We start from the raw sequence: 11928 nt of genomic DNA on the forward strand, positions 1-11928 counted from the left end.
AGTGTTCTGTACTGATGCGTAGCGGGTGGGGGCTGCCTTACTTGTTCAGGACAAAACCCTTGAGCTTGGAGAACGCGGCTTCCACCAGCGCCTTTTGCTGCTCCTGATGCAGGTGTGCGTAGCCCACGGCAGGCGATGCCGAGGCGGCGCGGCCGGCGTAGCCGAGCTTCTGGCCGTCGAGCATGTTCTCGTGGATGTAGTGCTGCACGAAGAACCAGGCGCCCTGGTTCTGCGGCTCGTCCTGGCACCAGACGATCTCGGTAGCGTTGCCGAACTTCTTGAGTTCGGCGGCGAAGGCCTTGTGCGGGAAGGGGTACAGCTGCTCGACGCGGATGATGGCCACGTCCTTGCTGTCCTTCTCGGCGCGCTTCTTGACCAGGTCGTAGTAGACCTTGCCCGAGCATGCGATCACGCGCTTGACCTTGGCCGCGTTCTTCACGATGGCCTCGTCCTGCTCGGGGATCACGGTCTGGAAGCCGCCGCTGGTGAACTCGGACAGCGGCGAGGTCGCATCCTTGTTGCGCAGCAGAGACTTGGGGGTCATGATGACCAGCGGCTTGCGCAGCGGGCGCACCATCTGGCGGCGCAGCACGTGGAAGATCTGGCTGGCCGTGGTCGGCTGCACGATCTGCATGTTGGTGTCGGCGGCCAGCTGCATGAAGCGCTCCAGGCGGGCCGAGCTGTGCTCGGGGCCCTGGCCTTCGTAGCCGTGCGGCAGCATCAGCGTGATGCCGTTGATGCGGCCCCACTTGACTTCGCCGGAGGCGATGAACTGGTCGATCACCACCTGGGCGCCGTTGGCGAAGTCGCCGAACTGTGCTTCCCAGATCACCAGGGTGTTGGGGTCGTTCGACGCATAGCCGTACTCGAAGCCCAGCACGGCCTCTTCGGACAGGATGGAGTCGATGACGGTGAACGGCGCCTGGCTGTCGGCCACGTTCTGCAGCGGGATGTAGGTGCCTTCGCTCCACTTCTCGCGCTTCTGGTCATGGATGACGGAATGGCGGTGCGTGAAGGTGCCGCGGCCGCAGTCCTCGCCCGACAGGCGCACGGGGTAGCCCGAAGCGACCAGCGATGCGAAGGCCATGTGCTCGCCCATGCCCCAGTCCACGTTGACTTCGCCGCGGCCCATGGCGGCGCGGTCGTCGTAGACCTTCTTGACCAGCGCGTGCGGGGTCACGGTCTCGGGGATGGTGGTGATGCGCTCGGCCAGGCGCTTCCACTCCGTCAGCGGAATCGCCGTGTCGCCGGCGTCGGTCCAGGTCTTGCCCAGGAACGGGCTCCAGTCCACGGCGTACTTGCTCTTGAAGTTGGTCAGCACCGGATCGACGGTGTGGCGGCCTTCGTCCATGGCAGCACGGTAGGCCTTGGCCATGTCGTCGCCCAGTGTCTCGCCCAGGCCCTGCGTGGCCAGCTTGTCGGCGTACAGCTTGCGGGTGCCGGGGTGGGTGCCGATCTTCTTGTACATCAGCGGCTGGGTCAGCGCGGGCGTGTCCTGCTCGTTGTGGCCCAGCTTGCGGAAGCAGACGATGTCCACGACCACATCCTTGGAGAATTCCATGCGGAACTCCAGGGCCAGCTGCACCGCCAGTGCCACGGCTTCCGGATCATCGCCGTTGACGTGCAGCACAGGCGACTCGATCATCTTGACGATGTCGGTGCAGTACAGCGTCGAACGGGTGTCGCGCGGATCGGAGGTGGTGAAACCGATCTGGTTGTTGATGATGATGTGCACCGTGCCGCCCGTGGTGTAGCCACGGGTCTGGGCCAGCGCCAGGGTTTCCTGGTTCACGCCCTGGCCGGCAAAGGCGGCGTCGCCGTGCACCAGCACGGGCAGCACCTGCTTGCCGTGCGGGTCGTCGCGGCGATCCATGCGCGAACGCACCGAGCCTTCGACCACGGGGTTGACGATTTCCAGGTGCGATGGGTTGAAGGCCAGCGACAGGTGGACCGGGCCGCCCGCGGTGGACACGTCGGAGCTGAAGCCCTGGTGGTACTTCACGTCGCCTGCGGGCAGGTCTTCGGGGGCGGTGTGGTCGAACTCGGCGAACAGGTCCTTGGGCATCTTGCCCAGGGTGTTGACCAGCACGTTCAGGCGGCCACGGTGGGCCATGCCGATCACCACTTCCTGCACGCCCTTCTGGCCCGCGGCGTTGATCAGCTCGTCCATCGCGACGATGAAGCTCTCGCCGCCTTCCAGCGAGAAGCGCTTCTGGCCGACGTACTTGGTGTGCAGGTAGCGTTCCAGACCCTCGGCCGCGGTCAGGCGGTCCAGAATGCGCTTTTTCTTGTCCGCATCGAAGTTGGCCTTGGCGCGGATGGTCTCCAGCTTCTGCTGCCACCAGCGCTTTTGCACCTGGTCGGTGGCATACATGTACTCGGAGCCGATGGTGCCGCAGTAGGTCTCGCGCAGCGCGTTCATCAGCTCGCGCAGGGACATGCTTTCCTTGCCGAAGAAGGTGTTGCTCGTGTTGAACACCGTTTCCTGGTCGGCATCGGTGAAGCCGTAGAACGACGGCTCCAGTTCGGGAATCTCGGGGCGCTCGGTGCGCTTGAGGGGATCGAGGTCGGCCCAGCGTGCGCCGACGTTGCGGTAGGCGGCGATCAGCTGCTGGACGGCGGTGCGCTTGCGGCCCAGCTCGGAGTCGGCGCCGGAGGCCACGACCACCTTGGTGCCGCCTTGCTTGGCGCGCTCGGCGAAAGCGTTGATGACGGGCTGGTGCGGCACGTCCTTGGCATCGCTGCCATCGACAGCGGGCACGTGTTGCAGTGCGTCAAAGTACTCGCGCCAGGAATCCGGCACGCTGCCGGGGTTGGCCAGGTAGTTCTCGTACATCTCCTCGACGTAGGGGGCGTTGCCGCCGAAGAGATAGGTATTGCCTTGGTAGGCTTGGTAGACCGACGTCTGATCGCTCATATTGCGCTGACCTCCGCCTCCCTGAGGGAGGCATTAGCTGGTTTGTGGAACCTTCCGCGACACGGCTGTACCGATTGGCGGATGCGACTGTGGCTGGGGAAGGGCCTGTTGCGACCGCCATTGTGCCACCGATCAATGATCGCGGCAGGGCAGTTACCAAGCGATTACGCCCACCCCCCGGGAGTTCCCCAGGTCGCGTACATTGGCACATCTTCCGAACGGACCGACAGATGAACCTGCTGCCTCTACACAAACGCACTTTCATGCTGCTGCTGATCGCGGCGACCATAGGCTTCGCCGCCGTGCTCTGGGAGTTCATGGGGGCCATCTTCTGGGGCATTGCGCTGGCCATCCTGTTCTCGCCGCTGCACCGACGCCTGCTGGCGCGCATGCCGCGGCGCACCAACCTGGCGGCCCTGTCCACGCTGGTGCTGTGCCTGGTGGTCGCCATTCTGCCGCTGGCGCTGATCGGCGCCTCGCTGGTGCGCGAGGCTTCCGTGATCTATGAGCGCGTCAACAGCGGCAACCTCGATGCCGGCACCTACCTGCAGCAGATCATGGATGCCCTGCCCTCCTGGGTCACGCCCTGGCTGGAGCGCCTGCACCTGGGCTCGCTGGCCGAGCTGCAGGACAAGCTGTCCAGCATCGCCATGCAGGCCTCCAAGCTTGCCGCCACCAAAGCGCTGGGCATAGGACAGAACACCTTCGGCTTCCTGGTGGGCTTCTGCGTGATGCTCTACCTGCTGTTCTTCCTGCTGCGCGACGGCCGGGACCTGGCCCAGCGCATCCGCATGGCCATCCCCTTGCAGGCGGACCACAAGGCCGAGCTGTCGAGCAAGTTCACCACCGTGATCCGCGCCACTGTCAAGGGCAACCTGGCGGTGGCCGCCGCGCAGGGAGCACTGGGCGGTCTGATCTTCTGGATACTCGGGATCCAGGGTCCCGTGCTCTGGGGCGTGGTCATGGCCTTCCTGTCGCTGCTTCCCGCCGTGGGGGCCGGGCTGATCTGGGCGCCCGTGGCCATCTACTTCCTGGCCACGGGCGCCGTGGGCAAGGGCGTGATCCTGATCGCCTACGGTGTACTGGTGATCGGCCTGGTGGACAACGTGCTGCGTCCGCTGCTGGTGGGCAAGGACACCAAGATGCCCGACTACATCGTGCTGATCTCGACGCTGGGCGGCATGGCTCTCTTCGGGCTGACCGGATTTGTGATAGGCCCCGTGATCGCGGCGCTGTTCATGGCCATCTGGGATATGTTCACACGCATGCAACAGCAGGACGAAGCAAGGCGCCGCCAACTGGTGGACATGGGCACCGCGCCTACTGAACGTCAGCTATCGGACAATGAGCCATCGGAGGACTCAAAAGGCCGCTGACGCACGGACACACGGACCTTCCCCCTCTGGCAGGCCTCCCTGACCGCCGGTCGGGGACGTCCGGAAATCCGAATGGTTCTCATCCAGGAAAAAGCTTTCTCAATTATCCCCATTGACCCGTCCAATGAATGGCGGATTGATATGAAACAAAATCCTGAAGAATCAGAAGAAGATAATCTTTCCAACCAGGAGCCGTCCCTCGCCTTCCGTCCGCCAGCCCCGAGCGCCGCCCCCATGAGCGGGGCACGGCTGCGAATGCCGCACAGGCGGACTCAGGATTAAGGGTTATTTCCCGGATTGCTGCCGGGGTGCACTCGTAGAATTTGCTTACAAGCGTCCATTTCTATTAGAAGGTACCCCACATGGTCCAATTCTCCAGACGCCAGTTCATGAAAGTGACTGGTTCGACTCTGGCCGGATCCAGCCTGGCGTTGATGGGCTTCTCGCCCACGGCTGCCCTGGCTGAAGTGCGCCAGTTCAAGCTGGCCGCCACCACGGTCACCCGTCAGACCTGCACCTACTGCTCGGTGGGTTGCGGCATCCTGATGTACTCGCTGAGCGACGGCGCCAAGAACGCCAAGCTGTCGGTGATCCACGTCGAAGGCGATCCAGACCATCCCGTGAACCGCGGCACGCTGTGCCCCAAGGGCGCCTCGCTGCTGGACTTCGTCCACAGCCCGCACCGCCTCAAGTATCCCGAGTACCGTGCGCCCGGCTCCTCCGAATGGAAGCGCATGTCCTGGGACGAGGCGCTGACGCGCATCACCAGGCTGCTCAAGGAAGACCGCGACGCCAACTTCGTCGAGAAGGACGACAAGGGCCAGACGGTGAACCGCTGGCTGACCACCGGCATGCTGGCCGCATCCGCCTCCAGCAACGAGGCCGGCTACGTCACGCACAAGGTGGCCCGTTCCTGGGGCCTGCTCGCACTCGATAACCAAGCACGTGTCTGACACGGCCCGACGGTGGCAGGTCTTGCCCCGACGTTTGGCCGTGGAGCGATGACGAACCATTGGGTCGACATCAAGAACGCGGACGTTATCCTGATCATGGGCGGCAATGCCGCTGAAGCACACCCCTGCGGTTTCAAGTGGGTGACCGAAGCGAAGGAGCACAACGGTGCCTACTTCATGGTGGTCGATCCGCGCTTCAACCGCTCCGCCTCCGTGGCCGATTTCTACGCCCCCATCCGGTCGGGCTCGGACATCGTGTTCCTGGGGGGCGTGATCAACTATCTGCTGACGAACGACAGGATCCATCACGAGTACGTGAGGAACTACACCGACTTCACCTACATCGTGAAGGAGGAGTTCGCGTTCGACGAAGGCATCTTCTCGGGCTACGACCCGCAGACCCGCAAGTACGACAAGTCCAGCTGGGACTACGAACTCGATGCCGATGGCTACGTCAAGGTCGATGCCACGCTGCAACACCCGCGCTGCGTCTACCAGTGGCTCAAGCGCCACTACGCCAGCTACACGCCCGAGAAGGTAGAAAGCGTCTGCGGCACGCCCAAGGACAAGTTCCTGCACGTGTGCGAGAAGCTGGCCTCGACGGCAGAGGCAGGGCGCGCCGCGACCATCCTGTATGCCCTGGGCTGGACACAGCACACCACGGGCGCGCAGATCCTGCGCACGGGCGCCATGGTGCAGCTGCTGCTGGGCAACATCGGTATCGCCGGTGGCGGCATGAACGCACTGCGCGGACACTCCAACATCCAGGGCCTGACGGACCTGGGCATCCTGTCCGCATCGCTACCCGGCTACCTGACCCTGCCCAACGAGGGTGAGCAGGACTACCAGAAGTACATCGCCGCGCGCACGCCCAAGGCCATGCGCCCGGGCCAGATGAACTACTGGTCGAACACGCCCAAGTTCCATGTGAGCCTGATGAAGGCCTGGTGGGGACCTGCGGCCACGGCGGAGAACAACTGGGCCTTCGACTACCTGCCAAAGCTGGACAGGCAGTACGACATGCTGCAGGTGTTCGACCTCATGGCCCAGGGCAAGATCAACGGCTACATCGCCCAGGGCTTCAACCCGCTGGCGGCGCTGGCGAACAGCAACAACGTCCGCGAAGGCCTGAAGAAACTCAAGTTCCTGGTCATCATGGACCCGCTGGTCACCGAGACCTCCGAGTTCTGGAAGAACCATGGCGAGTTCAACGACGTGGACTCGGCCTCCATCCAGACCGAGGTGTTCCGCCTGCCCACGACCTGCTTTGCCGAGGAAGACGGCGCCGTCGTCAGCTCCTCGCGCGTGCTGCAGTGGCACTGGAAGGCGGCCGAGCCCCCGGGCGAGGCCAAGACCGACATCGCCATCATGTCGGCCCTGCACCTGCGCCTGAAGCAGGCCTACGAGAAGGAAGGCGGCAAGTTCCACGAGCCCATCACCAAGCTGTGGTGGCCCTACGCCCATGCCGACCATCCGACCTCTGAAGAGATCGCCAAGGAGTACAACGGCCGCGCCCTGGTGGACCTGTACGACCCCAAGGACCCGACCAAGCTCATCCGCAAGGCCGGCGAGCAGTTGGGGGGCTTCGGCGAGCTGCGCGACGACGGCACGACCATCAGCGGCTGCTGGATCTGGGCCGGCTGCTGGACCTCGTCCGGCAACCAGATGGCCCGGCGCGACAACAGCGACCCCACGGGCATCGGCAACACGCTGAACTGGGCCTGGGCCTGGCCAGCCAACCGCCGAGTGCTGTACAACCGAGCATCCTGCGACCGCAACGGCCAGCCGTTCAACCCGCACCGCGCGCTGATCCGCTGGAACGGCAAGAGCTGGGGCGGTGCCGACGTGCCCGACATGGGCCCGACCATGCCGCCCGAGACCACGGACCCGTTCATCATGAACCCCGAGGGCGTGGCGCGCTTCTTCGCCCGCAAGGGCATGAACGAAGGGCCCTTGCCCACCCACTACGAGGCCTTCGACAACCCGCTGGGATACAACCCCATGTATCCCGAAAACAAGCTGGCTGTCATCAACCCGGCCGCGCGCATCTTCGACTCCGTCAAGGATTCGGCGGGCTCGCCCAGCGAGTACCCGCACGTGGGCACGACCTACCGCCTGACCGAGCATTTCCACTACTGGACCAAGCACGTGCAGCTGAACAACATCGTCCAGCCCGAGCAGTTCGTGGAAATCGGCGAGGCGCTGGCCAAGGAGCTGGGCATCGAGACCGGACAGCACGTCAAGGTCAGTTCCAAGCGCGGCTTCGTCAAGGCGGCAGCCGTGGTGACCAAGCGCATCAAGCCGATGAAGATCGATGGCAAGACCATCCACCACGTGGGCGTGCCCATCCACTGGGGCTTTTCGTCGACGGGCCGCAAGGGCTACATGGCCAACAACCTGACGGCATCGGTGGGCGATGGCAACAGCCTTACCCCGGAATCCAAGACCTTCCTCGTGAAGGTGGAAAAGGTTTAAGGAGCAGCTGATGTCATCAACCATGTCTCTCGATATCAAGCGTCGCTCGGCCACGACGACGCCTGCTCCCAGTGCGCGCGAGACGCACAGCGGCGAGGTGGCCAAGCTCATCGATGTCTCCAAGTGCATCGGGTGCAAGGCCTGCCAGACCGCCTGCATGGAGTGGAACGACCTGCGCGACGAGATCGGCACCTGCGCGGCCGGCGTCTATGACAACCCGACCGATCTGACCGACCAGTCGTGGACCGTCATGCGCTTTGCCGAGTACGAGAACGAAGCGACCGGCAACCTGGAGTGGCTGATCCGCAAGGACGGCTGCATGCACTGCGAGGACCCGGGCTGCCTGAAGGCCTGCCCCTCGCCGGGCGCCATCGTGCAGTACAGCAACGGCATCGTGGACTTCCAGCAGGACCAGTGCGTGGGCTGCGGCTACTGCGTCACGGGCTGCCCGTTCAACATCCCGCGCATCTCCAAGAAGGACCACAAGGCCTACAAGTGCACGCTGTGCTCGGACCGCGTGGCCGTCGGCCGCGAGCCGGCCTGCGTCAAGACCTGCCCCACGGGTGCCATCATGTTCGGCACCAAGGAGGCGATGAAGGACCAGGCCGAGCACCGCATAGGCGACCTCAAGCGCCGAGGCTATGCCCAGGCCGGCCTGTACGACCCCGCCGGCGTGGGCGGCACCCACGTGATGTATGTGCTGCACCACGCGGACAAGCCCTCGCTGTACAAGGGCCTGCCCGACGACCCGAAGATCAGCCCCATGGTGTCTCTGTGGAAGGGCGTGGCCAAGCCGCTGGCCATGGCCGCGCTGGGCGCCGCTGCCGTCGGCAGCCTGTTCCACTACATCACCAAGGGCCCGAACGACGTGTCCAAGGAGCTCGAAGACGAAATGGACCGCAAGGACCAGGCTGCTGAACAGGAGGCCCGCCGATGAAACGCAACCCACGCGACCTCGTGCGCTACAACGCCTCGGAGCGTGCCAACCACTGGGTGGTGGGCATCTGCTTCATCCTGCTGGCGCTGTCGGGCCTGGCCTTCTTCCATCCGGCCTTCTTCCCGCTCACGCAGCTGTTCGGCGGCGGACCCTGGACGCGCATCCTGCACCCCTACATCGGGGTGGTCATGGCGCTGTTCTTCGTCGTCATGGCGCTGCGTTTCTGGCGCCTGAACGTGATCGAGCGCCGCGACATCGAGTGGCTCAAGAACGTCGACAAGATGATCGACGGCGACGACCACGACATGCCCGAGCAGGGCAAGTACAACGGCGGCCAGAAAGTGCTGTTCTGGGGCCTGGTCGTCGGCATGCTGGCCATCACGGTCACGGGCGTGCTGATGTGGCGCGCCTGGTGGACGCCGCCCATCCTCGTGATCCGCGTCGCGTCGGTGGTGCATGCCATCGCGGCCGTGTGGATGATCGGCCTGATCATCATGCACGTGTACGCGGCCATCTGGACCCGGGGCACCATCCGCGCCATGCTCTACGGCACGGTGACGCGGGCCTGGGCCAAGCAGCACCATCGGGGCTGGTATCGCAAGATGACCGGGGACAACGACTAAGCCCCCTGAGCGGCTGCGCCGCTTCCCCCTCTCGCTTCGCGGGGGGGGGGACGGCACCCTCGCCGCGGGGCGGCCCTTGCTCGGTGCCCCTCGCTTCAGGCCACGCCGGTTTTATGGGCAATGGGCCACACGAAACCTCGTGTTAGCCTTTTGCCTGAAGCCACCAGCCGCCTGGCGTCCCTGGACGCTGGGCGGTTGTCTTTTTGGAACATTCCAATGCAACGCATTCTTCAACCTGGCGATATCGAGTCGCTGGACCACACCAGTTTTCCGCGCGTGCTGCTGCCTCAGGTGCCGGGGCTGTTCGGCGAGCGCGCGGCGCGGCTGCGGCAGTTGGCCGAGGGCAATCCGATCGCCGACTACCTGCGCTTCGTCGCGCAGATCGTGGACGCGCAGCACAAGGCGGCCGGGCAGCTGGCGCTGGCCGAGCCCGATGCCGCGCTGATCGCGCGCGCGCAGCAGCATTCCATGCCGCTGCTGCCGGCCCTGGAGCACATCGACCCCGCCTGGCATGGCGTGCTCGACGCCATGCTGGACACGCTCTCGGGCAGCGACGGCCTGCCCGCGCCTTTGCAGCCGCTGCTGCAGGAGCTGCGCGCGCTGGATGCGGCCGGGCGTGACGAGATCGCCTCGCGCCTGCTGCAAAAGGACGTGGCGGCCCGCCATGTGGGCATGGCGCCCTTCGTGATGGCGGCGCTGCAGGTGGTGTTCGCCAAGCGCGCCAGCGGCCTGGATGCGCGCGACGTGCCGTACACCGATCCGGCATCCATCTGCCCCGTCTGCGCCAGCGAGCCCGTGGCCAGCGTGCTGCGCATCGGCGGCAAGGCCGCCGGCCACCGCTACCTGCACTGCGGCACCTGCTGCACGGAATGGCATATGGTGCGCGTCAAGTGCTCGCACTGCGAATCGACCAAGGGCATCCACTACCAGGGCATCGACGGCGCGGGCGACGTCGTGCTGGCCGAGACCTGCGACGAGTGCGGCAGCTACCGCAAGGTCGTCAACCAGGAAAAGCACCCCATGGCCGAGCCCCTGGCCGACGATCTGGCCTCGCTGATGCTGGACCTGCTGATGGGCGAGACGAAGTTCCAGCGCGCCAGCGCCAATCCCCTGCTCTATGTGGCCTTCGCCGAAGAGCAGGACGGGGAGGCCGACGCGCTGATCGACCCCGCCACGCCCGCCGACTGACGTTTTCTCCGACACCATGACCGAAACCTCCGCTGCCTCCCACACACTGCGCCTGCCCGCCGTGGACAAGGTACTGCTCGGCACCGACATGCACGCGCTGCGCGAGCGCTATGGCCTCGATGCCTGCACCCAGGCCGTGCGCGAGACGCTGGCGCAGATGCGTGCCGAACGGATGTCCGCACCGCAAGGCGGCGAAGGTTCTCGGGCGCCGGACATCGCCGAGGTCGCCCAGGCGGCCCGGATCCGGCTGGCGCGCCGATTCGCGCCCAGGCTGCGCACGGTGTTCAACCTCACGGGCACCGTGCTGCACACCAACCTGGGCCGCGCCCTGCTGCCCCAGGAGGCCGTGGATGCCGTGGTCGCCGCGATGACGGCGCCCGCCAACCTGGAATACGACCTGGACGACGGAGGCCGCGGCGACCGCGACGACCTGGTCGCCGGCCTGGTCTGCGAACTCACGGGCGCCGAGGCCTGCACCGTGGTCAACAACAACGCCGCCGCCGTGCTGCTGACCCTGGCCACGCTGGCCGCCGAACGCGAGGTCATCGTCTCGCGCGGCGAGCTGGTGGAGATCGGCGGCGCCTTCCGCATTCCCGACGTGATGGCGCGCGCGGGCGCCACCCTGGTCGAGGTCGGCACCACCAACCGCACCCATGCGCGCGACTACGAAGCTGCCGTGGGCGAGCGCACGGCCCTGCTGATGAAGGTCCACTGCAGCAACTACGCGGTCACCGGCTTCACCAAGGCCGTGAGCGACGCCGAGGTGGCCTCCATCGCCCATGCCCATGGCCTGCCCATGGCCGTGGACCTGGGCAGCGGCACCCTGGTGGACCTGCGCGAATGGGGCCTGCCCTACGAGGTCACCGTGCGCGAGACCATCGAGTCGGGCGCCGACCTCGTCACCTTCAGCGGCGACAAGCTGCTGGGTGGCCCGCAGGCCGGCATCATCGTGGGCCGCAAGGACCTGATCGCGCGCATCAAGAAGCACCCGCTCAAGCGTGCGCTGCGCGTGAGCAAGCTCACGCTGGCCGCACTGGAGCCCACGCTGCGCCTGTACCTGCACCCGGAAAAGCTGGCCGAGCGCCTGACCACGCTGCGCCTGTTCACGCGCCCTCAGGCCGACATGCAGGACCGTGCCCAGGCCCTGCTGCCGCTGGTGCAGCAGGCGCTGGCCCCCCGCTACGTGGTCGAGACCGCCGCCATGAACAGCCAGATCGGCAGCGGCGCCCTGCCCGTGGAGAGCCTGCCCAGCTGGGGCCTGCGCATGCACCCCGCCGACGGCCGCCAGGCCGGGCGCCAGCTCACGCGGCTCGAGGCCGGCCTGCGTGCCCTGCCGCGCCCCGTGATCGGCCGCCTGCACGACGATGCGCTGTGGCTGGACCTGCGCTGCCTGGAAGCACACGACGAAGCCGCCTTCGTCGACCAGTTGTCCGCATTGCGCATCGCCTGAGGACACTTC

The 11928-nt window shown here is 65.8% G+C and carries 8 protein-coding genes; 7 read left to right on the forward strand and 1 reads right to left on the reverse strand.

The window, feature by feature from the left end:
• Nucleotides 1-37: 37 nt before the first annotated feature.
• Complete coding sequence (locus L1Z78_RS15305; protein ID WP_234637260.1) at nucleotides 38-2917, reverse strand: 2-oxoglutarate dehydrogenase E1 component; 2880 nt, start codon at nucleotides 2915-2917, stop codon at nucleotides 38-40.
• Nucleotides 2918-3147: 230 nt separating this feature from the next.
• Here L1Z78_RS15305 and L1Z78_RS15310 point away from each other — a divergent pair, with 230 nt between their 5' ends.
• The 7 genes from L1Z78_RS15310 to selA all read left to right on the forward strand — a co-directional run bounded on the left by L1Z78_RS15310 (nucleotide 3148) and on the right by selA (nucleotide 11919).
• Nucleotides 3148-4293, forward strand: a complete 1146-nt coding sequence (locus L1Z78_RS15310) for an AI-2E family transporter (protein WP_234637261.1) — start codon at nucleotides 3148-3150, stop codon at nucleotides 4291-4293.
• A gap of 72 nt (nucleotides 4294-4365) precedes the next feature.
• Nucleotides 4366-4575 carry a hypothetical protein gene (locus L1Z78_RS15315; protein ID WP_234637262.1) on the forward strand — a complete coding sequence of 70 codons (210 nt, stop codon included), beginning with the start codon at nucleotides 4366-4368 and terminating at the stop codon, nucleotides 4573-4575.
• 80 nt (nucleotides 4576-4655) lie between these two features.
• The gene (fdnG, locus tag L1Z78_RS15320; RefSeq protein ID WP_234637263.1) at nucleotides 4656-7721 is read left to right on the forward strand and encodes a formate dehydrogenase-N subunit alpha; all 3066 of its coding nucleotides are present in this window, start codon (nucleotides 4656-4658) and stop codon (nucleotides 7719-7721) included.
• Between the two features lie 10 nt (nucleotides 7722-7731).
• A complete protein-coding gene (fdxH, locus tag L1Z78_RS15325; protein WP_234637264.1) occupies nucleotides 7732-8658 on the forward strand; it encodes a formate dehydrogenase subunit beta in 927 nt (308 codons plus the stop codon).
• Nucleotides 8655-9281 (forward strand): formate dehydrogenase subunit gamma, encoded by a 627-nt coding sequence (locus L1Z78_RS15330; protein ID WP_234637265.1) that lies wholly within the window; start codon nucleotides 8655-8657, stop codon nucleotides 9279-9281. The genes fdxH and L1Z78_RS15330 overlap by 4 nt, the downstream gene beginning before the upstream one ends.
• Nucleotides 9282-9497: 216 nt before the next feature.
• Nucleotides 9498-10469 carry a formate dehydrogenase accessory protein FdhE gene (gene fdhE, locus L1Z78_RS15335; RefSeq protein ID WP_234637266.1) on the forward strand — a complete coding sequence of 324 codons (972 nt, stop codon included), beginning with the start codon at nucleotides 9498-9500 and terminating at the stop codon, nucleotides 10467-10469.
• 16 nt (nucleotides 10470-10485) lie between these two features.
• Nucleotides 10486-11919 (forward strand): L-seryl-tRNA(Sec) selenium transferase, encoded by a 1434-nt coding sequence (selA, locus tag L1Z78_RS15340; RefSeq protein ID WP_234637267.1) that lies wholly within the window; start codon nucleotides 10486-10488, stop codon nucleotides 11917-11919.
• The last annotated feature ends 9 nt before the right edge of the window (nucleotides 11920-11928 follow it).

It is taken from the genome of Delftia tsuruhatensis, from assembly GCF_903815225.1.
GTDB classification, from domain to species: Bacteria; Pseudomonadota; Gammaproteobacteria; order Burkholderiales; family Burkholderiaceae_C; genus Comamonas; species Comamonas tsuruhatensis_A.

What these genes read in the sequence shown, in the direction of transcription:
- L1Z78_RS15305 (WP_234637260.1), bottom strand. Translation starts at nt 2,917, where the DNA reads ATGAGCGATCAGACGTCGGTCTACCAAGCCTACCAAGGCAATACCTAT.
- L1Z78_RS15310 (WP_234637261.1), top strand. Translation starts at nt 3,148, where the DNA reads ATGAACCTGCTGCCTCTACACAAACGCACTTTCATGCTGCTGCTGATC.
- L1Z78_RS15315 (WP_234637262.1), top strand. Translation starts at nt 4,366, where the DNA reads ATGGTTCTCATCCAGGAAAAAGCTTTCTCAATTATCCCCATTGACCCG.
- fdxH (WP_234637264.1), top strand. Translation starts at nt 7,732, where the DNA reads ATGTCATCAACCATGTCTCTCGATATCAAGCGTCGCTCGGCCACGACG.
- L1Z78_RS15330 (WP_234637265.1), top strand. Translation starts at nt 8,655, where the DNA reads ATGAAACGCAACCCACGCGACCTCGTGCGCTACAACGCCTCGGAGCGT.
- fdhE (WP_234637266.1), top strand. Translation starts at nt 9,498, where the DNA reads ATGCAACGCATTCTTCAACCTGGCGATATCGAGTCGCTGGACCACACC.
- selA (WP_234637267.1), top strand. Translation starts at nt 10,486, where the DNA reads ATGACCGAAACCTCCGCTGCCTCCCACACACTGCGCCTGCCCGCCGTG.